This window comes from Endozoicomonas sp. 2B-B (genome assembly GCF_053470045.1).
The window spans coordinates 3,743,234-3,766,842 of sequence record NZ_JBLZMU010000001.1; the positions used below are offsets into that span (position 1 = coordinate 3,743,234).

16 protein-coding genes are annotated in these 23,609 nt (G+C 46.4%); all 16 read left to right on the forward strand.

All coding sequences use genetic code 11. The features are described 5' to 3' along the window. Positions 1-44: 44 nt before the first annotated feature. The 16 genes from ACOMHB_RS14210 to ACOMHB_RS14285 all read left to right on the forward strand — a co-directional run bounded on the left by ACOMHB_RS14210 (position 45) and on the right by ACOMHB_RS14285 (position 23,580). Positions 45-1,616, forward strand: a complete 1,572-nt coding sequence (locus ACOMHB_RS14210) for a WD40 repeat domain-containing protein (RefSeq protein WP_448217107.1) — start codon at positions 45-47, stop codon at positions 1,614-1,616. A 90-nt stretch (positions 1,617-1,706) separates the two neighbouring features. Continuing rightward, complete coding sequence (locus ACOMHB_RS14215; RefSeq protein WP_448217108.1) at positions 1,707-3,302, forward strand: F-box/WD repeat-containing protein; 1,596 nt, start codon at positions 1,707-1,709, stop codon at positions 3,300-3,302. 104 nt (positions 3,303-3,406) lie between these two features. Beyond that, positions 3,407-5,020, forward strand: a complete 1,614-nt coding sequence (locus ACOMHB_RS14220; protein WP_448217109.1) for an F-box/WD repeat-containing protein — start codon at positions 3,407-3,409, stop codon at positions 5,018-5,020. 168 nt (positions 5,021-5,188) lie between these two features. Continuing rightward, a complete protein-coding gene (locus ACOMHB_RS14225; protein ID WP_448217110.1) occupies positions 5,189-6,808 on the forward strand; it encodes an F-box/WD repeat-containing protein in 1,620 nt (539 codons plus the stop codon). Positions 6,809-7,336: 528 nt separating this feature from the next. Then, positions 7,337-7,627, forward strand: a complete 291-nt coding sequence (locus ACOMHB_RS14230; protein WP_448217111.1) for a CopG family ribbon-helix-helix protein — start codon at positions 7,337-7,339, stop codon at positions 7,625-7,627. Next, positions 7,582-7,803: a type II toxin-antitoxin system RelE/ParE family toxin gene (locus ACOMHB_RS14235; RefSeq protein ID WP_448217112.1), complete on the forward strand. Its 222-nt coding sequence runs from the start codon at positions 7,582-7,584 to the stop codon at positions 7,801-7,803. Before ACOMHB_RS14230 ends, ACOMHB_RS14235 begins: the two co-directional genes overlap by 46 nt. 322 nt (positions 7,804-8,125) lie before the next feature. Then, positions 8,126-9,733, forward strand: a complete 1,608-nt coding sequence (locus tag ACOMHB_RS14240; RefSeq protein WP_448217113.1) for an F-box/WD repeat-containing protein — start codon at positions 8,126-8,128, stop codon at positions 9,731-9,733. 148 nt (positions 9,734-9,881) lie between these two features. After that, positions 9,882-10,070 (forward strand): hypothetical protein, encoded by a 189-nt coding sequence (locus ACOMHB_RS14245; protein WP_448217114.1) that lies wholly within the window; start codon positions 9,882-9,884, stop codon positions 10,068-10,070. Next, positions 10,057-11,445 (forward strand): WD40 repeat domain-containing protein, encoded by a 1,389-nt coding sequence (locus tag ACOMHB_RS14250; RefSeq protein ID WP_448217115.1) that lies wholly within the window; start codon positions 10,057-10,059, stop codon positions 11,443-11,445. The genes ACOMHB_RS14245 and ACOMHB_RS14250 overlap by 14 nt, the downstream gene beginning before the upstream one ends. Before the next feature lie 149 nt (positions 11,446-11,594). Continuing rightward, positions 11,595-13,202 carry an F-box/WD repeat-containing protein gene (locus ACOMHB_RS14255; RefSeq protein ID WP_448217116.1) on the forward strand — a complete coding sequence of 536 codons (1,608 nt, stop codon included), beginning with the start codon at positions 11,595-11,597 and terminating at the stop codon, positions 13,200-13,202. A gap of 162 nt (positions 13,203-13,364) precedes the next feature. After that, entirely contained in the window at positions 13,365-14,945 is a 1,581-nt protein-coding gene (locus ACOMHB_RS14260) for an F-box/WD repeat-containing protein (RefSeq protein ID WP_448217117.1), read from the forward strand. A gap of 148 nt (positions 14,946-15,093) precedes the next feature. Continuing rightward, complete coding sequence (locus ACOMHB_RS14265) at positions 15,094-16,698, forward strand: F-box/WD repeat-containing protein (protein ID WP_448217118.1); 1,605 nt, start codon at positions 15,094-15,096, stop codon at positions 16,696-16,698. Between the two features lie 149 nt (positions 16,699-16,847). Beyond that, positions 16,848-18,443: an F-box/WD repeat-containing protein gene (locus ACOMHB_RS14270; RefSeq protein WP_448217119.1), complete on the forward strand. Its 1,596-nt coding sequence runs from the start codon at positions 16,848-16,850 to the stop codon at positions 18,441-18,443. Next, a complete protein-coding gene (locus tag ACOMHB_RS14275; protein WP_448217120.1) occupies positions 18,431-20,038 on the forward strand; it encodes an F-box/WD repeat-containing protein in 1,608 nt (535 codons plus the stop codon). The genes ACOMHB_RS14270 and ACOMHB_RS14275 overlap by 13 nt, the downstream gene beginning before the upstream one ends. A gap of 164 nt (positions 20,039-20,202) precedes the next feature. Beyond that, the gene (locus tag ACOMHB_RS14280) at positions 20,203-21,813 is read left to right on the forward strand and encodes an F-box/WD repeat-containing protein (protein WP_448217121.1); all 1,611 of its coding nucleotides are present in this window, start codon (positions 20,203-20,205) and stop codon (positions 21,811-21,813) included. Between the two features lie 165 nt (positions 21,814-21,978). Then, positions 21,979-23,580: an F-box/WD repeat-containing protein gene (locus ACOMHB_RS14285; protein WP_448217122.1), complete on the forward strand. Its 1,602-nt coding sequence runs from the start codon at positions 21,979-21,981 to the stop codon at positions 23,578-23,580. The last annotated feature ends 29 nt before the right edge of the window (positions 23,581-23,609 follow it).

Genomic DNA, 23,609 nt, shown 5'->3' on the forward strand with positions numbered 1-23,609 from the left:
TCTCTATTGGACGAAGATAATTCCAAATTTTTCAGGAGTCAGACATGCACGGAATAGATAATAATCCCCTCGTTGAAGGTCCGGTCTCGCCACCAAAGCTAGCTCGACTGGCAACACCAGCGAATGACAGCGCGGGCAGGAGCGTCACTGTAGTTGGCGAGGAAAAAAAGCAAAGACCATCACTACTGTCTTTACCCTCACTTTCCATGATTTTTCGCTGTTTGCAGCTTAGAGATATTTACAATACAGGACTGACATGCAAGCACCTCCAAACCGCTGTCAAAGACGACAACGCTCTGGCAAAAGCCTGGTATCGCCAGTTTTCTTCAGCACACCAGCGTCAACTAAGCACGTCCATCAATGCAAAAGACAGTCATCAAATTCGTGATTGGTTGAACCTCTTTACCGAGGATGAGGCGTTAGTCGAGCCATTGGCAAATCTCAGACTGGAGAGCGTTTATTCGCCTGCGTTGTTATATTTCAACAGAGCCCGGCTAATGTCTCAATATGAAACATTTAATCTGAATACAGAAGCCACTATTCACGAAAATAGTTTGATCAAGTCAGCCGCTCTGAGCGTCGATGGCCGTCATCTTGTGACCGCCAGTGATAAATATAAGGCGACTATCTATGACCAGAAGAGTGTTGGATCATGGTTAAAAAAAACCAGCATTCCCAATCACTGCAGGGTCAAATCACCCATGTTCAGCCCTGATGGCCAGCATTTGCTAACAATCAGCAGCGATTACACGGCGAAAATATATAGCCTGGGGTCCGATGAATCATGGGCATTATCAACCACCCTCACCCTGCGCGATGATGGTTGTGTCCAATCAGCCGCTTTCAGCACCGATGGCTGCCATGTGATAACTGCCTTTTGGAATTACACAGCGAAAATCCATAGCCGGATGGACGATGGATCATGGGCAGAAACAGCCAGCCTTTCCCGAGGTTATATCGAACCAGAAAAACGCATAACCGACGACGTCAATAAGATATCTGCCACCTTCAGCACCGATGGCAGCCATTTGGTAATCGTTTGGGGGAATCATAGAGCGAACATCCATGGTCAGAAGGCCGATGGATCATGGGAATTAGAAGGTGTCATTTCCCATGAAAACAGCATCAATTCAGCCAGTTTCAGCCCCGATGGCCGCTATGTAGTGACTGCCAGCGATGACAAAGAGGCGAAAATCTTTGGCAGGGATAGCAATGGATTCTGGGTAGAAATAGCTACCATTCACCACGAGGGTTCTGTCAACTCAGCTACCTTCAGCCCCGATAGCCGCCATTTGGTGACTGCCAGTAATGATCGCACGGTGAAAATCTATTACCTGAACGCTCATGAAAAATGGCAAGAAAAAACCGTCATTAAACATTCCAGAGCTGTGCATTCAGCCACCTTCAGCCCTGATGGCTGCCATCTGGTGACCGGCAGCAAAGATTGGACGGCGAAAATCATTAGTCAGGCGAACGATGGGTCATGGTCAGAAAGAGCCAGCGTTACCCATGGCAACTTGGTTATGACAGCCAACTTTAGCGCCGATAATCGCTATGTGGTAACCGCCAGTTGGGATAGAACAGTGCAAATTAATGAACTGCAGAGAAATAATTGAATGCTGTTCACTGAGAGACGCCATTCGGCAATTAACCAGCTCAATGGTAATTGCTAATCAAGATAAATACTCAGTCTCTGGGAACAAATCATGAATGGGATAGGTAATAACTCCAGCATTGAAGGCTTACATTCACAACCTGAACGAGTTCAATCAAGAACAGATGCGGCTAGCCGTGCAGGCAGAACAATCTCTCTGGCTGACACAGGAAAAAATGAAAAACCTTCACTGCAGCATTTATCCTTATTATCTCTTTCCAGAGTTTTTCGTTATTTGAAGCTTAGGGATATTTGCAGTTTACAACAGGTATGTATCCACCTTCGCGATCTTGTCAAACAGGATAACGCTCTGGCAAAAGCCTGGTATCGCCGGTTTCCTTCACCCCATCAGCATCAACTGAGCATGACCATCAGCAGAAAAAATGACTATCAGCTCCGTGATTGGTTGCAGTCGTTTACGAATGACAAAGAGTTAGTCAATTCACTCGTGGGGCGACGGGAGAGTGTTTATTTTCCTGCTCTGTTGTATTTCACCAAGGCTAAGCTGATGTCTCATTATGAAAGGTTTAAGTTGGTAACAAACTCCACCATTAAGGAAAATGAAACTATCAACTCAGCCGCCCTCAGTGCCGATGGCCGCCATCTGGCCACCGCCAGTAGAATGGTGAGAATCTACGGCAAGGAGGGCAATGGATCATGGGTACAACAGGGCCTTATTCCACACAACGGTGACCTCAACTCAGTCAGTTTCAGCCCCGATGGTCAGCATCTGGTGACTGCCAGTTATGATGGCACGGCGAAAATATATGGTCTGGAGTACGATAAATCATGGACAAAAAAAGCCATCATTACCAATGAGTATTCGGTGCGATCAGCCACCTTCAGTGCCGATAGCCGCCATGTGTTGACCGCCAGTTGGGACATGACAGCGAAAATCCATAGCCGGAAGGACGATGGATCATGGCAATTAACAGCCACCTTCTCCCATGATGGTTTGGTCCAATCAGCTGCCTTCAGCGCCGATGGCCGCCATGTAGTCACCGCCAGTTGGGATTACACAGCGAAAATCCATAGCCAGAATACCGATGGATCGTGGAAAGTAGAAGCCATCATTGACCATAATGACATTGTCAATTCAGTCAGCTTCAGTCCCGATAACCGCTATGTGGTCACTGCCAGCAGGGATCACACCGCGAAAGTCTGTGGCAAGAACGACAAAGGTTCATGGGAAGTAAAGACCGTCATTGACCACAAGGATCATGTCAACACAGCTAACTTCAGCCCGGATAGCCTTCATGTAGTCACTGCCAGCGAAGATGACACAGTGAAAATTTACGGCAGAAAAGCCGATGGCTCATGGGAAAGAAAAGCCATCTTTTATCATAGGGCCTGGGTCACATCGGCCATCTTCAGCCCTGATGGCCGACATATTGTGACTGCCAGCGGTGACGCAACGGCCAAAATCATTGCTCAGAGAGCCGATGGCTCATGGATAGAAATAGCCAGCATTGCCCATTTTAGCTGGATAAAATCAGCGACTTTTAACGACGATGGCCATCGTGTGATCACCGCCGGTTGGGATGCCAGCGTGAGAATCACTGAACTGCTTTGGTATCATTCGTTGTCTGCTGTCACCAAAAGACACCCTCCTGCATGCACCGAAAGAAACTTTGTCAGTTGCACTTAACAAGCTGTTATGAACTTTCGTTCCGAAACTGTCTCCAACTAAATAAATGATTTTTAACCGTTCTTGTTAATCAAGAATAAATATCAACCTTGTGGGAAACAGTCATGCATGGAATAAATAATAATCCCGGTATTAAACCTCGACTAAAGCGAGCCCGAGATCGATTGTTAGCACTAGTGGGTAGGAATGCGGGTAGGTCCGTCACTCTAGCCGATAAGAAAATAAGGCAACAATCTTCATTGCTGGCTTTATCCTCAGATACACTATCCATGATTTTTTGCCATTTGGAACTTCGGGATATTCGCAGTTTACAAAAGGTATGTGTCCGCCTTCGTGACCTTATCAAAACAGATAACACTCTGGCAAAAGCCTGGTTTAGCCAGTTTTCATTACCACACCAGAAGCAACTGAGGATGACCATTAATGCAAAAGACAAGGATCAACTCCGTGCCTGGCTTGAGTCGTTTTCTAGTGACCAGGCGTTACTCAATTCGCTCACAGATTGTCGGCCAGAAAGTGTTAATTTAACTGATCTGTTATTTTTCACCAGGGCAGAGCTGATGTCTAAATGTGAAAGCTATGAACTGGTCACTAAAGCCACCTTTGATAAAACTTATCATGCCAACTCAGCCATCGACACTCCTGATCACCTGCCGATAGCATTCCTCGCTAAAGTGTATTCAGCCGCCCTCAGTGCTGATGGCCGCTATCTGGTTACCGCCAATGGAGACTATAGGGTAAAAATCTACGCCCGCAATGCGGATGGAATATGGGAAATAAACACCACTATTCCCCATGAAAACCGGGTCGAGTCAGTCATTTTTAGCCCCGATAGTCAACATTTACTCACCATCTGTTTGAATTACACGGCGAAGATATGTGCTCTGGGGTGCGATGGGTCATGGGAACCAAAAACCACCATTCTCCATAGTGGACGCATCAAATCAGCCGCCTTCAGCACCAATAGTCGACATGTGGTGACCGCCAGTTGGGATTGCACTGCGAAAATCTATAGCCTGAAGGATGATGGATCATGGCAATATACAGCCATCCTTCCCCATTGGTCTTGTGTCTATTCAGCCAATTTCAGCACTGATGACTGCCACTTGGTAACGAGCTGTCACGATAAAACGGTGAAAATTCATAGCCTGGGGGCTGATGGATTATCATGGCAAGAAAAAGACTCCATTCCCCATAAAGGTATTGTCATATCAGCCAGGTTCAGCCCCAATGGCCGCTATCTGGTCACCGCCAGTAGGGATTGCAAGGCAAGAATCTTTATCAAGAAGGCCGACGGATCATGGAAAAAAATTACCACCATTCAACACACTGGAATCGTCAACACAGCCACTTTCAGCCCCGATGGCCGCCATGTAGCCACTGCCAGCTACGATGGCACGGTGAAAATCTACGCTCGAAAAGCCGATGGCTTTTGGGAAGAGAAAGCCACCTTTTCTCATAAGGGTTGGGCCTTATCAGCGACCTTCAGTCCTGACGGTCGCCATCTGGTGACTGCCAGCAGAGACAAAACAGTGAAAATCATCGCTCAGCAGGATGACGGGTCATGGTTAGAAAAAGCCACCATTACCCATGATGGCAAGATCTCATCGGCCGCCTTTAGCACCGATTGCAGCCAGGTGATCACAGCCAGTGAGGATGGCACAGTGATTATCACTGAACTACGAAAGAATCGTTCATTGCCTGCTGTCACTGAGTGACAGCCTCTTGCATGTGTCGAAAGAAATTTTGTTAGTTGCACTTAACAACCTGTTATGAACTTTCATTCTGAAAATGTCTCCAACTGACGTAAGTACCTAACCAGATACTTATTAATTTTTTAAACGTTCTTGTTGATCGGAGATAAATAGCACTTGCAGGAACCAGAGATGCAAAGAATAAATAACAATCCCGGTATTAAACCACCACTAACGCAAGATCAATCGCTGGCACTAACGGGTAACCATGGGTACAGGTCCATCACTGTAACTGATAAGAAAAAAAAAACAGTTTCATTGCAGGATTTAGCCTCAGATACACTGTCCTTGATTTTTTGCCATTTAAAACTTCGGGATATTCACAGTTTACAAAAGGTGTGTACCCGCCTTCGCGACGTCATTAAAGAAGATAAGGCTCTGGTCAAAGCCTGGTATCGCCAGTTTTCTTTACCACACCAGCAGCAACTGGGGATGAGCATCAAGACAAAAAACAAGCATCAACTCCGTGCGTGGCTTAGTTCGTTTTCGAATGACAAGGCATTAGTCAAGTCACTCACAAATCGCCGGCCGAAGAGTGTTTATTCAGCCGGTCTGTTATTTTTCACCAGGGCTAAGCTGATGTCTGAATGTGAAACGTTTAAATTATTGACTAAAGCCACCATTGATAAAACGTATAAAGTCGGCTCAGCCAGCAGCACTGAGGAATGCAACCGTTTAGCGGGCCTCAATCAAGTCAACTCAATCGACCTCAGTGCCGATGGCCAGTATCTGGTCACCGCCAATGGCGACAAAACAGCGAAAATATTCGGCCAAAAGCCCGATGGAACCTGGGAAAAAACAACCACCCTTTGCCATGACGCCTGGGTCGAGTTAGCCATTTTCAGCCCCGATAGTCAGCATTTAGTCACCGTCAGTTTGAATGGAAAGGCGAGGATATATGATCTGGGGTGCCATCAATCATGGCAACCAAACACCATCATTCGCCATGATGGTCTCATCAATTCAGCCAGCTTCAGCAGCGATTGCCGACATCTGGTGACCGCCAGTTCCGATAACACAGCGAAAATCCATATCCGGAAGGACGATGGATCATGGCAGTTAACAGCCATCCTTCCCCATAACTCTTCAGTCCGTTCAGCCACTTTCAGCACCAATGGCAGCCATTTGGTAACCGCCTGTAACGATAAGACAGCGAAAATCTATAGCCTGAGGGCTGATCGACCCTGGGAAGAAAAAGATGCCATTCCCCATGATGGTGCCGTCCTGTCAGCCAGCTTCAGTAGCGATGGTTGCTATGTGGTCAGCGCCAGTATGGATTACAAGGCGAAAATCTATGAGAAGAAAACCGATGGATCATGGCAGGAAAATACCATTATTCAACACACACAAACCGTCAACTCGGCCAGCTTCAGTCCCGATGGCCGCCATCTGGTGACTGCCAGCAACGACGGCACAGTGAAAATATATGGCCAAAAAACCGATGGTTTTTGGGAAGAAAAAGCCACCTTTTCCCATAAGAATTCGGTCTTATCAGCCACCTTCAGCCCTGATGGCCGCCATCTGGTGACTGCCAGCCATGACAAAACGGCGAAAATCATTGGTCAGCAGGATGATGGTTCCTGGTCAGAAAAAGCCTCCATTGCCCATGACGACTGGGTCTTATCGGCCAGCTTTAGCGCCGATGGCAGCCATGTGGTCACCGCCAGTTGGAATGGCATAGTGAAAATCACCGAACTACGGAGGAATGATTTATTGTCTGCTGTCACTGAGCGATATCCTCTTGCAAGGTGAGCGCTTAATCCTGGCAGCTCTCCGGCGAAGGCTTTTTGGCTGAGAGAATTGAGTTCAGAAAAGCGGGTCAGGCTGTTTTCTGCGGGAATGCCTGTATTTGATAAGGCACGAGAATGGCGTCCGCTAACTGAAGCTGCTTGCAAACAAGAGCGGCTTTGCCTGCAAACAAGGGGCATTTTGTGCCCACATTAAGTGAGAATAACTCAAATACCTTGCTGTACTTGCCCTACAAGTCATGCAGTTCTGTGTTCATGGCTTTAGCTCCAAGGCTTTTACCAGTTCTTTGGCGAGCCTGATATCCCGCTTCTGGGAAGCCTTGTCACCACCGCAGAGCAGGATAATGAGTTCGTCTGTGCAAGTGTGCAGGGAGGCCGGTTTTCACGGCACTGTTTCATGTTACTGGTAAAGTAAAACTATATCGATGAGCGAAGCGCAGTGACATGACCCATATGCGCTACGGTGTGTAATAGATGGAAAACCGCCAATGTGCTACGGTGTCATTATCTTGTAACACATAAGGACACAACCATGAGCGAGGCAACTTTTACCTTCCGGGTCGATGACGCTTTGAAAAGCCAGTTTGCCCAAGCGGCCAAATCTAGCGACCGTAGTGGGGCGCAACTTCTCCGTGATTTCATGCGGGATTTTGTCCGGCAGCAGCAGGAAGCAGCAGAGCATGACGCATGGTTTCGGCGCGAAGTTCAGGCAGGCATAGACTCGGCCAATGCGGGCGAGCTAATAGTCGCTGAGGACGTGGAAGCCGAAGCTGCCGCATGGCGAGCAGAAACGCAGCGCAAACTGTTAGGCTCTGGCTCGTGAGGCTGGTCTGGACCAAACCGGCCAGCCTCGACCGAAAAGATATCCGGGAATACATCGCCCAGGATAACCCGGCCGCTGCCCTCGCCCTCGATGAGTTGATATCGGAAAAGGTTTCGCGGCTGGTCGATCACCCTGGCCTTGGTCGCCCTGGGCGTGTTGCGGGAACGCGAGAGTAGTGTCTGAAAAAACGATCGTTTTGTTAAACGTGCAAAATATGTGCTGCAACAGCGAGAATATCCTGAAAAACAGTTAACTTTTCCCGTCTGCAAAATCAAAGCCTGATTTTCTCTTGCGTTGTTGATTATTCCAGACTGTCAGCATGAAGATTTGTCACGATTACGCGCCATGTACCTCCTTGATATCAAAGCAAGTGAAGTTTTGTTAGTTGCACTGACCAACCTGTTATGAACTTTCATTCTGAAATTGTCTCTGACTACTAAATAATTTTGAACCCTCCTTGTTGATCAAAGATAAATAACAACTTTGCAGGAACCCGTCATGCATGGAATAAATAATGATTCCGTTAATGAACCACCACTACCGCAAGTCGAAGCTCTATCGCTAACACCAACGGGTAACCATGCGGGCTGGTCCATTACAGTAACTGACAAGAAGAAGAAATCTTCATTTCAGGATTTAACCTCAGATACGCTGTCCCTGATTTTTCGGCATTTGAAACTTCGTGATATTCGCAGTTTAGAAAAGGTATGTACCCGCCTTCGCGACCTGATCAAAGAAGATAACGCTCTGGCAAAAGCCTGGTTTCGCCAGTTTTCTTCAGCACACCAGAATCAACTGAGGATGTCCATCAGCAGAAAAGACAAGGATCAACTCCGAGCCTGGTTTGAGTCGTTTACGAATGATCAGGCGTTACTCAAGTCTCTCACAGATTGCCAGCCCACAAGTGTTTATTCACCTGCTCTATTATTTTTCACCAGAGCAGAGCTGATGTCTCAATGTGAAACCTTTGAGTTAGTCACACAAGCCATCATTGATAAAACATATAAAGCAAACTCAGCCACACCCTTTGAGGTTCGCATGAATATGCAAGACCTCAATAGGGTCGACTCGGCCACCCTGAGTGCTGATGGCCGCTATCTGGTCACCGCCAATGGAGACAAAACGGCAAAAATCTACGGCCTCCAACCTGATGGAACATGGGAAAAAAAAGCCACCATTCCCCACGACGGACAGGTCAAATTAGCGATTTTCAGCCCCGATAGTCATCATCTAGCTACTGCCAGTATGAATGGCACGGCAAAGATAGTTGATTTGAGGTGCGATGAATCATGGGAACCAAACACCACCATTGTCCATGGTCGTGACATCAAATCAGTCGACTTCAGCACCGATAGCCGACATCTGGTGACCGCCAGTGAGGATGCGACAGCGAAAATCCATAGCCAGAAGGATGATGGATCATGGGAGTTAACAACCAACATTCCCCATAACGAGGTAGTCTGTTCAGCCACTTTCAGTGCCGATGGCTGCCATGTGATCACAGCCAGTCTCGATAAAACGACGAAAATTTACAGCCAAATGGACGACGGATCATGGGAACAAAAAGAGGTTTTTCCTCATACTGATGAAATCCTGTCAGCCACCTTCAGCGCCGATGGTCGCTATGTGGTCACCGCCAGTAAGGATTGCATTGCGAAAATCTATGAGAAGAAGTCCGATGGAGCATGGGAAATAAATACCACCATTCAACACGGGAAAGCTGTTAACTCGGCCACCTTCAGTCCCGATAGCCGTCATCTCGTGACTGCCAGCGACGATTGCACCGTGAAAATATGCGGCCGAAAAGCCAATGGCTTGTGGGCAGTAAAAGCCACCTTTGACCATAATCAATTTGTCTTATCAGCCACCTTCAGCCCTGATGGTCGCCATGTGGTGACTGTTTCTCTCTATCACACAAGGGCGAAAATCTTTGGTCAGCAGGATGATGGGACATGGTTAGAAAAAGCCAGCATTATACATAATTGCTGTATCTCATCGGCCACCTTTAGTGTCGATGGCAGCCTGGTAATCACATCCAATTTGAATGGCATAGTGAAAACCACTGAACTACGCAGGAATCATTTATTGCCTGCTGTCACTGAGTGAAAGCGTCCTGCATGTACCGAAAGAAATTTTGTTAGTTTCACTGACCAACCTGTTATGAACTTTCATTCTGAAATTGTCTCTGACTACTAAATAATTTTGAACCCTCCTTGTTGATCAAAGATAAACAGCAACTTTGCAGGAACCCGTCATGCATGGAATAAATAATGATTCCGTTAATGAACCACCACTACCGCAAGTCGAAGCTTTATCGCTAACACCAACGGGTAACCATGCGGGCTGGTCCATTACTGTCCCTGACAAGAAAAAAAAAATCTTCATTTCAGGATTTAACCTCAGATACGCTGTCCCTGATTTTTCGCCATTTGAAACTTCGTGATATTCGCAGTTTACAAAAGGTATGTACCCGCCTTCGCGACCTGATCAAAGAAGATAACACACTGGCAAAAGCCTGGTTTCGACAGTTTTCTTCAGCACACCAGAATCAACTGAGGATGGCCATCACCGGAAAAGATAATAATCAACTCCGAGACTGGTTTGAGTCGTTTACGAATGATCAGGCGTTACTCGAGTCTCTCACAGAACGCCAGCCGACGAGTGTTTATTCACCTGCTTTATTATTTTTCACCAGAGCAGAGCTGATGTCTCAATGTAAAACCTTTGAATTAGTCTCTAAAGCCACCATTGGTCTAAAGTGTAAAGTCTACTTAGCCGACCTCAGTGCTGATGGCCGCTATCTGGTCACCGCCAATGAAGACAATACGGCAAAAATCTACTGCCAAAAGGCTGATGGAACCTGGGGAAAAATAACCTCCATTCCCCATAACGAATGGGTCAAATCAGCGTTTTTTAGCCCCGATAGTCACCATCTACTGACTGCCAGTGCTGATTACACAGTAAAGATAGTTAATCGGGAGTACGATGAATTATGGCAACCAAATACTACCATTTCCCATGATGCAGGCATCCAGTCAGTCAGCTTCAGCACCGACAGTCGACATGTCTTGACCGCCTGTTATGATGGCATAACGCAAATCCATAGCCGGAACGACGATGATAGATCATGGCAGTTAACAGCCACCCTTCCCCTTCCCGATTACATACCTGTCTATTCAGCCTTTTTCAGCACCGATGCCCGCCGTGTGGTGACCGCCTGCGACGATAAAATGGCGAAAATCCTTAGCCAGAGAGACGATAGATTATGGGAAGTAGAAGGTGTCATTACTCATAATGCTCCTGTCATGTCAGCCACCTTCAGTGTCGATGGTTGCTATTTGGTTACAGCCAGTGCTGATGGCAATGCGAAAATCTGTGAGAAGAAAGCCGATGGATCATGGGAAGAAAATAGCATCATTCAACACAGGAAAACTGTCAACTCGGCCGTTTTCAGCCCCGATAGCCGTCATGTAGTGACCGCCAGCAAAGATCGTACAGTGAAAATTTACGACAGAAAAGCCGATGGCTTTTGGGAAGAAAAAGCCACCTTTTCCCATAAGCATTCGGTCAAATCAGCCTACTTCAGCCCTGATGGCCGCCACCTTGTGACAACGGCCTCGTATGGTAAAACGGCGAAAATCATTGGTCAGCAGGATGATGGTTCATGGTCAGAAAAAGCCAACATTGTCCATGATGACATTATCACATCGGCCACCTTTAGCGCCGATGGCAGCCAGGTGATCACATCCAGCCTGGATGGCGTAGTAAAAATCACTGAATTACGGAGGAATCATTTATTGTCTGCTGTCACTGAGTGACACCTTCCTGCACGCATCGAAAGAAATTTTGTTAGTTTCACCGACCAACCTGTTATGAACTTTCATTCTGAAATTGTCTCTGACTGACTAAATAATTTTGAACCGTCCTTGTTGATCAAAGATAAACAGCAACTTTGCAGGAACCCGTCATGCATGGAATAAATAATGATTCCGTTAATGAACCACCACTGCCGCAAGTCCAAGCTCTATCGCTAACACCAACGGGTAACCATGCGGGCAGGTCCATTACTGTCCCTGACAAGGAAAAGAAATCTTCATTTCAGGATTTAACCTCAGATACGCTGTCCCTGATTTTTCGTCATTTGAAACTTCGTGATATTCGCAGTTTACAAAAGGTATGTACCCGCCTTCGCGACCTTATCAAAGAAGATAACGCTCTGGCAAAAGCCTGGTTTCGCCAGTTTTCTTCAGCACACCAGAATCAACTGAAGATGGCCATCACCAGAAAAGACAAGAATCAACTACGAGCCTGGTTTGAGTCGTTTACGAATGATCAGGCATTACTCAAGTCTCTCACAGATCGCCAGCCGATGAGTGTTTATTCACCTGCTCTGCTATTTTTCACCAGGGCTGAGCTGATGTCTCAATGTGAAACCTTTGAATTAGTCACTACAGCCACCATTGACAAAACTTATAAAGCGAACGCAACCACCAGCACTGCCGATTTCGATCTCATGGAACATGCCAATAATGTCGAATCGGCCGACCTCAGTGCTGATGGCCGCTACCTGGCCACAGCCAATGGCGACAATACGGCAAAAATCTTCGGCCACAAGCCTGATGAAGCATGGGAAATAAAAACCATCATTCCTCATAGTAAAAAAGTCAAATCAGTGACTTTCAGCCCCGATAGTCACCATCTGCTTACAGTCAGTACAAATGACAGGGCGAGGATTTGTGACCTGGGATGCAATGGATCATGGCAACCAAACATCATCATTGTCCATGATTTTCTGATCAGTTCAGCCACCTTCAGCACCGATAGTCGTCATGTCGTGACCGCCAGTTTTGATAACACAGCGAAAATTCATAGCCAGAAAGATGATGGATCATGGGTGTTAACAGCCATCCTCACCCATAACAGACCTGTCTATTCAGCCATTTTCAGCACCGATGGCCGCCATGTGGTAACCGCCTGTAAGGATAAAACGGCGAAAATCCATAGCCAGAACAACGATAGATTATGGGAAGAAAAAGAGGTTTTTCCCCATAATAATACTGTCCTTTCAGCCACCTTCAGCCCCGATGGTCACTATGTGGTCACGGCCAGTCAGGATTGCAAAGCGAAAATCTATGAGAAGAAGTCCGATGGATCATGGGAAGAAAATTTCATCATTCGACACAGGCAACCTGTCATGTCAGCTTCCTTTAGCCCCGATGGCCGCCATGTAGCCACTGCCAGCAAAGATTTCACAGTAAAAATTTACGGCAGACAAGCCAATGGCTCATGGGAAGAAAAAGCCTCCTCTCTCCATGAGCTTTGGGCCTTATCAGCCACCTTCAGCCCGGATGGCCGCCACCTGGTAACAACGGCCATGTTTTGTAAAACGGCGAAAATCATTGGTCAGCAGGATGATGGTTCATGGTCAGAAAAAGCCAATATTGTCCATGATGACACTGTCTCATCGGCCACCTTTAGCGCTGATGGCAGCCAGGTAATCACATCCAGTGTGGATGGCATAGTGAAAATCACTGAACTACGGAGGAATCATTTATTGCCTGCTGTCACTGAGTGACACTATCTCTACAACACTATCCTGCACGTGCCGAAAGTTATTTTGTAAGTTTCACTGACCAACCTGTTTTGAACTTTCATTATGAAATTGTCTCTGACTGACTAGATAGTTTTAACCGTCCTTGTTGATCAAAGATAAATAGCCACTTAGCAGGAACCCGTCATGCATGGAATAAATAATAAACCCGCTATTGAACCGCCAATAACTCAAGCTCTATCGCTAACACCAACGGCTAATAGTGCGGGCAGGTCCATTACTGTAACTGACAAGGAAAAAAAATCTTCATTTCAGGATTTAACCTCAGACACACTGTCCCGGATTTTTCGCCATTTAAAACTTCGGGATATTCGCAGTTTACAAAAGGTATGTACCCGCCTTCGCGACCTGATCAAACAAGATAATGCACTGGCAAAAGCCTGGTATCGCCAGTTTTCTTCGGCGCACCAGAATCAACTGAGGATGTCCATCAACAGAAAAGACAAGAATCAACTCCGAGCCTGGTTTCAATTATTTTCCAATGATCAGGCGTTACTCAAGTCACTCACAGATCGCCAGCCGACGTGTGTTTATTCACCTGCTTTATTATTTTTTACCAAGGCTGGGCTGATGTCTCAATGTAAAACCTTTGGGTTAGTCACAAAAGCCACCATTGACAAAACATATGAAGCGAACTCAGCCACATCCTTTGAGGAGCGCATGAATAATACTGTTATATCGGTCGCCCTAAGTGCTGATGGCCACTATCTGGTCACTGCCAATGGAGACAATACGGCAAAAATCTACGGTCTCCAACCTGATGGCACATGGAAAAAAAAAGCCACCATTCCCCATAACTTACAGGTCCAATCAGCGATTTTCAGCCCCAATAGTCATCATGTAGCTACTGCCAGTGAGAATGGCACGGCAAAGATAGTCGATTTGAGGTGGGATGAATCATGGCAATCAAACACCACCATTCGCCACGATTTTGCGATCAATTCAGTCAGCTTCAGCACCGATAGTCGTCATGTCCTGACCGCCAGTCTGGATAAAACAGCGAAAATCCATAGCCGGAGGGATGATGGATCGTGGGTCTTGACAGCCACCCTTCGCCATAAAAAATATGTCTATTCAGCCATTTTCAGCACCGATGGCCGCCATGTGGTAACCGCCTGCATGGATAAAACGGTGAAAATCCATAGCCAGAACGACGGATCATGGGAAGTAAAAGATGTCATCCCCCATAGTTATGTTGTCCTGTCAGCCACCTTCAGCGCCGATGGTAACTATTTAGTCACCGTCGGTAGTAACAAGGCGGAAATCTATAAGAAGAGGGCCGATGGATCATGGGAAGAAAGTACCCTCATTCAACACAAGGACATTGTTAGCTCAGCCACCTTCAGTCCCGATAGCCGTCATCTAGTGACTGCCAGCAAAGATAACACAGTGAGAATTTACGGTAGAAAAGCCGATGGCTTTTGGGAAAAAAAAGCCACCTTTTCCCATAAGCATTGGGCCTTATCAGCCACCTTCAGCCCTGATGGCCGCCATGTGGTGACTGCCAGCTATGACAAAAGAGCGAAAATCATTGGTCAGCAGGATGATGGGTCATGGTCAGAAAAAGCCAATATTGTTCATCGTGCACCTATCTCATCGGCCACCTTTAGCACCGATGGCAGCCAGGTGATCACATCCGGTTTCGATGGCACAGTGAAAATCACTGAACTTCGGAGGAATCATTTATTGTCTGCTGTTGCTGAGTAACAACTTCCTACATGCGCCGAAAGAAATTTTGTTAGTTTCACTGACCAACCAGTTATGAACTTTCATTCTGAAATTGTCTCTGACTACTAAATAATTTTGAACCCTCCTTGTTGATCAAAGATAAATAACAACTTTTCAGGAACCCGTCATGCATGGAATAAATAATGATTCCGTTAATGAACCACAACTACCGCAAGTCGAAGCTTTATCGCTAACACCAACGGGTAACCATGCGGGCAGGTCCATTACTGTAACTGATGAGGAAAATAAACCTTCATTGCAGCATTTAGCCTCAGAGACACTGTCCCTGATTTTTCGCCATTTGAAACTTCGGGATATTCGCAGTTTACAAAAGGTATGCACCCGCTTTCGCGACCTGATCAAAGAAGATAACGTTCTGGCAAAAGCCTGGTTTCGCCAGTTTTCTTCAGCACACCAGAATCAACTGAGGATGGCCATCAACAGAAAAGACAAGCATCAACTCCGAGCCTGGTTTGAGTCGTTTTCCAATGATCAGGTATTACTCGAGTCACTCACAGATCGCCAGCCGACGAGTGTTTATTTAGCTAGCCTTTTATTTTTCACCAGGGTTGAGATGATGTCTCAATGTAAAACATTTGAATTGGTCACTAAATCCACCATTGACAAAACTTATAAACCCAACTCAGCCACCAGCGAAATTGATCGCCTCCTTATGGCAGGCCGCAGCAGAGTCCACTCAGCCGCTCTCAGTGCTGATGGCCGCTATCTGCTCACCACCAATAACGACTGTTCGGCAAAAATCTACGGCTGCAAGGCTGATGGAACATGGGAAATAAAAACCATCATTCGCCACTACGGACACACCAGATCAGCGATTTTCAGCCCCGATGGTCGCCATGCTGTTATCACCAGTGGTGCCAAGGCAATGATATATGATCTGGGATGCAATGAATCATGGGAACAAAACACCATCATTTTCCATGATCATAAGATCAAATCAGCCACCTTCAGCACCGATAGTCGACATGTCTTGATCACCAGTTTGGCTAACACAGCGAAAATCCATAGCCAGACAGATGATGGATCATGGCAGTTAACAGCCACCCTTCCCCGTCACAATGCCTTCCTTTCAGTCATTTTCAGCATTGATGGCTGTCATTCGGTAACTGCCTGTCAGGATAAGACGGCGAAAATCTATAGCCAGAAAGGCGATGGATCCTGGGAACCAAAAGATATCATTTCCCATGATAGTGTTGTCGAGTTAGCGACCTTCAGCGCCGATGGTTGCTATGTGATCATCGCCAGTGCCGATGGCAAGGCGAAAATCTATGGCAAGAAGTGCGATGGATCATGGGTAGAAAATACCGTCATTCAACACGGTGATTATCTCAACTCGGCCACCTTCAGCCCCGATGGCCGCCACGTAGTGACTGCCAGCGACGATCACACAGTTAAAATTTATGGCAGAAAAGCCAATGACTTCTGGGAAGAAAAAGCCACCTTTTCCTATAGCGGGTTTGTCTTATCAGCCACCTTCAGCCCCGATGGCTGCCATGTGGTGGCTACTATCTTATACAGTGAAACGGCGAAAATCATTGGTCAGCAGGGTGACGGTTCCTGGTCAGAAAAAGCCAACATTGTCCATGATGCCAGTATCTCATCGGCCACCTTTAACGCCGATGGCAGCCAGGTGATCACAGTCAGTCAGGATGGCATAGTGAAAATCACTGAACTACGGAGGAATCATTTATTGTCTGCTGTCACTGAGTGACACCTTCCTTCATGCGCCGAAAGAAATTTTGTTAGTTTCACTGACCAACCTGTTATGAACTTTCATTCTGAAATTGTCTCTGACTGACTAAATAATTTTTAACCGTCCTTGTTGATGAAAAATAAATAACAACTTTGCAGGAACCCGTCATGCATGGAATAAAAAATGATTCCGGTACTGAACCACCACTAAGGCAAGTTCAAGCTCTATCGTTAACACCAACGGGTAATAGTGCGGGCAGGTCTGTTACTGTAACTGATGAGGAAAAGAAATCTTCATTTCAGGATTTAACCTCAGATACGCTGTCCCGGATTTTTCGTCATTTGAAACTTCGGGATATTCGCAGTTTACAAAAGGTATGTACCCGCCTTCGCGACGTTATCAAAGAAGATAATGCTCTGGCAAAAGCCTGGTATCGACAGTTTTCTTCAGCACACCAGAATCAACTGAAGATGGCCGTCACCGAAAAAGATAATAATCAACTCCGAGCCTGGTTTGAGTCGTTTTCCAATGATCAGGCGTTTCTCGAGTCACTCTCAGATCGCCAGCCCACGAGTGTTTTTTCACCTGCTCTATTATTTTTCACCAGGGCTGAGCTGATGTCTCAATGTAAAACCTTTGAATTAGTCACAAAAGCCACCATTGACAAAATTTGTAAAGTCAACTCAGCCACCAGCATTGACGAAACCGACCATTTAAGAAAACTCAATAAAGTCGAATCTGCCGCTCTCAGTGCCGATGGCCGCTACCTGATCACCACCAATGGAGACAATTCGGCAAAAATCTACCGCCAAAAGGCTGATGGAATATGGGAAAGAACAACCGGCATACCCCATGGCAGTTCGGTCAGATCAGCGATTTTCAGCCCCGATAGTCACCATCTGGTAACCGTCTCGAATCACAGGGCGAAGATATGTGGCCTGGGATGCAATGAGTTATGGAAACCAAACATCAACATTCTCCATGATCATCAGATCAGTTCAGCCACCTTCAGCACCGATAGTCGTCATGTCGTGACCGCCAGTTTTGATAAAACAGTGAAAATTCATAGCCGGAAAGATGATGGATCATGGGAGTTAACAGTTACCTTTTACCATAATTATTCGGTCTATTCAGCCACTTTCAGCAGCGATGGCCGCCATGTGATAACCGCCTGCGGGAGTAATACGGCAAGAATCTATAGCCAGAGAGACGATAGATTATGGGAAAAAAAAGAGGTTTTTCCCCATGAAGGTACTGTCATGTCAGCCGACTTCAGCCCCGCTGGTAACTCTGTGGTCACAGCCAGCCTCGATGGCACAGTGAACATCTATAGGAAGAAGTCCGATGGATCATGGAAAATAAACACCATCAGTCAACACAGAAATGGTGTCAACTCAGCTACCTTCAGCCCCGATGGCCGTCATGTCGTGACTACCATCTTCGATGGCACAGTGAGAATCTACGGCAGAAAAGCCAAAGGCTTATGGGAAGAAAAAGCCTCCTTTGCCAATAATTTTTTGGCCATGTCAGCCACCTTCAGCCCTGATGGCCGCCACCTGGTGACAACTACCTTGCATTGTAAAGCGGCGACAATCATTGGTCAGCAGGATGATGGTACCTGGTTAGAAAAAGCCAACATTGTCCATGATGCCGCTATCTCATCGGCCACCTTTAGCGCCGATGGCAGCCAGGTGATCACATCCAGTGTGGATGGCATAGTGAAAATCACTGAACTACGGAGGAACCAGTCATGCATGCAATAAATAATGATTCCGATATCGAACTGTCACTAAGGCAACCTCAAGCGCTATCGCTAACACCAACGGGTAACCACACGGGCAGGTCTATTACTGCAACTGGCAAGGAAAAAAAATCTTCTTTTCAGGATTTAACCTCAGATACGCTGTCCTTGATTTTTCGTCATTTGAAGCTTCGGGATATTTGCAGTTTACAAAAGGTATGTACCCGACTTCGCGACCTTATCAAAGAAGATAACGCTCTGGCAAAAGCCTGGTTTCGCCAGTTTTCTTCAGCACACCAGAATCAACTGAAGATGGCCATCACCAGAAAAGACAAGAATCAACTCCGAGCCTGGTTTGAGTCGTTTACGAATGATAGGGCGTTTCTCGAGTCACTCTCAGATCGCCAGCCCACGAGTGTTTATTCACCTGCTCTATTATTTTTCATCAGGGCTGAGCTGATGTCTCAATGTAAAACCTTTGAATTAGTCACAAAAGCCACCATTGACAAAACCAATAAACCCAACCCGGCTGCCGACAGGGGCGACCGCCTCTATATGAGACAACTCAGTAAAGTCTACTCTACCGCCCTCAGTGCTGATGAACACTATCTGGTTACCGTCAATGGAGACTATACGGCAATAATCTACTGCCAAAAGTCCGATGGAACCTGGGAAAAAAAAACCTCCACTCCCCATAACGAATGGGTCAAGTCAGCGATTTTCAGCCCCGATAGTCACCATCTACTTACTGCCAGTGATAATGGCACGGTACAGATATATGTTCGGGAGTGCGATGAATCATGGCAACCAAACACTACCATTTCCCATGGTGGTGGCATCACTTCAGCCAGCTTCAGCACCGACAGTCGACATATCTTGACCGCCAGTTATGATGGCGTAACGAAAATCCACAGCCGAAACGACGATGACAGATCATGGCAGTTAAAAGCCACCCTTCCCCATTACAGACCTGTCTATTCAGCCTTTTTCAGCACCGATGCCCGCCATGTGGTATTGGGCTGTCACGATAAAGTGGCAATAATCCTTAGCCAGAGAGACGATAGATTATGGGAAGGAAAAGGTGTCATTACTCATAATTCTTCTGTCATGTCAGCCACCTTCAGCGCCGATGGTTGCTATTTGGTTACCGCCAGTGATGATTGCAATGCGAAAATCTGTGAGAAGAAAGCCGATGGATCATGGAAAGAAAATACCATCATTGAACACAGGAAAACTGTCCAATCCGCCGTTTTCAGCCCCGATAGCCGTCATGTAGTGACCGCCAGCAAAGATTGCACAGTGAAAATTTACGACAGAAAAGCCGATGGCTTTTGGGAAGAAAAAGCCACCTTTTCCCATGAGGGTTGGGTCACATCAGCCAAGTTCAGCCCTGATGGCCGCCATGTGGTGACTAAAAGCTATGACAAAACGGCGAAAATCATGGGTCAGCAGGACGACGGGTCATGGTCAGAAAAAGCCAACATTGTCCACAGTGACATTATCACATCGGCCACCTTTAGCGCCGATGGCAGCCAGGTGATCACATCCAGCCTCGATGGCGTAGTAAAAATCACTGAACTACGCAGGAATCATTCATTGTCTGCTGTCACTGCGTGACGCTATCTTGATAGAACTATCCTGCACGTGCCGAAAGAACTTTTGTTAATTTCACTGACCAAGCTGTTTTGAACTTTCGTTCAGAAATTGTCTCTGATTATTTTTGAGGATTTTTAAACGCCTTTGTTGATCAAAGATAAATAACAACTTTACAGGAAGCAGTCATGTATGAAATAAATAATTCCTTTATTGAACCGCCAATAGCGCAAACTCAAGCTCTATCGCTAACACCAATGGGAAAAAGTGCGGTCTGGTCCATTACTGTATCTGACAAGGAACAAAAATCTTCATTTCAGGATTTAACCTCAGATACACTGTCCCTGATTTTTCGCCATTTGAAAGTTCGGGATATTCGCAGTTTACAACAGGTATGTACCCGCCTTCGCGACGTTATCAAAGAAGACAACGCTCTGGCAAAAGCCTGGTATCGACAGCTTTCTCCAGCACACCTGAATCAGCTGAGGGTGACCCTCACCCGAAAAGACAAGAATCAACTCCGAGCCTGGTTTGAGTCGTTTACCAATGATCAGGCGTTACTCAATTCACATACAGAACGCCAGCCCACAGGCCTTTATTCGTCTGCTCTACTATTTTTCATCAGGGCTGAGCTGATGTCTCAATGTGAAACCTTTGAATTGGTCACTATCGCCACCATTGACAAAACTTATAAAGCCGACTCCTATGATCTCTCTGCCAATATTTCAGATATGGCATTTCACAATCGAGTCATTTCAGCCGCACTCAGTGCTGACGGCCGCTATCTGGCCACCGCCAATGGCGACAAAACAGCAAAAATCTACGAACACAAGGCTGATGGAACATGGGAAATAAAAATCACCATTCCCCATTATGATGAAAGGGTCGAATCAGTGGTTTTCAGCCCCGATAGTCACCATGTACTGATCTCCAGTTCGATGAACACGGCGGAAATATATGATCTGGGCGATGAATCATGGGAACCAAAGATCACCACTCTCGATGATCTTTACGTCAACTCAGCCACCTTCAGCCCCGATAGCCAGCACGTGGTGACCGCCGGTAGCCGCCAGGCGGCTAAAATCCATAGCAAAAAACGCGATGGATCATGGCAGTTAACCACCACCCTTCCCCATGAAAATACTGTCTCATCAGCCTCTTTCAGCAATGATGGCTGCTATCTGGTAACCGCCTGTTGCGATGGAACGGTGAAAATCTTCAGCCGGAAGGACGATGGGTCATGGGAAAAAAAAGATGTTATTCCCATTAATAATGGTGACATGTCACCCACCGCCACCATCAGCCCTGATGGTCGCTATGTGGCCACCGCCGGTGTGGATTATTGTATGGCGAAAATCTTTAGCAGGAAGGCCGATGGATCATGGAAAATAAATACCATCATTGAACATAAGAAAATTGTCAACTCAGCTAACTTCAGCCCCGATGGCCGCCATCTTGTCACTGCCAGCAACGATGGCACAGTGAGAATATACAGCCGAAAAGCCGATGGCTTATGGGAAAAAAGAGCCATCTTTTCCCATAAGGATTTCGTCATATCTGCCACCTTCAGCCCTGATAGCCGCCATGTGGTGACTGCCAGCGATGACAAAACGGCGAAAGTCATTGGTCAGCAGGATGATGGTACATGGTTAGAAAAAGCCACCATTGTCCATGATGACGAGGTCACATCGGCCACCTTTAGCGACGATGGCAGCCAGGTGATCACATCCGGTTTCGATGGCATAGTGAAAATCAGTGAACTACGGGGGAATCATTTATTGTCTGCTGTCACTGAGTGACACTGTCTCAATAACACTGTCTCAACAGCACTATCCTGCATGTGCCGAAATTCATTTTGTTAGTTTCACTGACCAACCTGTTTTGAACTTTCATTCTGAAATTGTCTCTGACTGACTAAATAGTTTTAACCGTCCTTGTTGATCAAAGATAAGCAGGAACCCGTCATGCATGGAATAAATAATAAATCCGCTCTTGAAGCACCAATAACTCAAGCTCTATCGCTAACACCAACGGGTAACAGTGCGGGCTGGTCCGTTACTGTATCTGACAAGGAAAAAACCTCTACATTTCAGGATTTAACCTCAGATACACTGTCCGTGATTTTTCGCCATTTGAAACTTCGGGATATTCGCAGTTTACAAAAGGTATGTACCCGCCTTCGCGACGTTATCAAAGAAGATAGCGCTCTGGCAAAAGCCTGGTATCGCCAGTTTTCTCCAGCACACCAGAATCAACTGAGGATGACGATCAACAGAAAAGACAAGAATCAACTCCGAGCCTGGTTTGAGTCGTTTTCCAATGATAAGTCGTTACTCCAGTCACTCACAGAGCGCGAGCCTACGAGTGTTTATTCACCTGCTCTATTATTTTTCACAAAGGCTGAGCTGATGTCTCAATGTAAAACCTTTGAATTAGTCACAAAAGCCACCATTGACAAAATTTATAAAGCCAACTCAGCCACCAGCTTTGACGAGCTCATGTCTATGGAAGATGACAATAAAGTCCACTCTGCTGATCTCAGTGCTGATGGCCGCTATCTGGCCACCGCCAATGGCGACAACACAGTAAAAATCTTCGACTACAAGTCAGATGGAACATGGGAAATTAAAACCACCATTCCTTTACAAAGACCGGTCAAATCAGCCACTTTCAGTCCCGATAGTCACCATCTGGTCCTCGGCAGTATGCATGGCACCGTATGGCTATGTGACCTGAGATCTGATGAATCATGGAAACTAAGCGCCACCATTTGCAATGAAAGTCCACTCTGTTCAGTCACCTTCAGCACCGATAGTCGACATGTCGTGACCGCCAGTTTTGATAAAACAGCAAAAATATACAGTCAGAAGGATGATGGAATATGGAAGTTAACAACCACCCTTCCCCATCACGGTTCTGTCCTTTCAGCCATTTTCAGCACCGATGGCCGCCATTTGCTAATCGGCTGCGGGGATAAAACGGCGAAAATCTATAGCCAGAGCGCCGATGAATTATGGGAAGAAAAAGAGGTTTTTCCCCATGAGGAGACAGTCCTGTCAGCTGCCTTCAGCGCCGATGATCGTTGTGTGGTCACCGTCACTATGTATGATGGCAAGGCGAAAATCTATGAGAAAAAGTCCGATGGATCATGGGAAGAGAATGTCTTCATTCAACCCATTAACGCTGTCAAATCGGCCTCCTTCAGCCCCGATGGCCGTCATCTAGTGACGACCAGAGCAGATAACACAGTGAAAATTTACGTCCGAAAAGCCGATGGCTTGTGGGAAGAAAAAGCCACCTTTTCTCATAAGAGTTCGGTCTTCTCAGCCACCTTCAGCCCTGATGGCCGCCATTTGGTGACTGCCAGCTATGACAAAACGGCGAAAATCATTGGTCAGCAGAATGATGGGACATGGTTAGAAAAAGCCAACATTGTCCATAGTGACACTATCGCATCGGCCGCCTTTAGCGCCGATGGCAGTCAGGTGATCACATCCAGTGAGGATGGCATAGTGAAAATCACTGAATTACGGAGGCATCATTTATTGTTGGCTGTCACTGAGTGACACCATCCATAGAGCGTGTCGCAAAACCT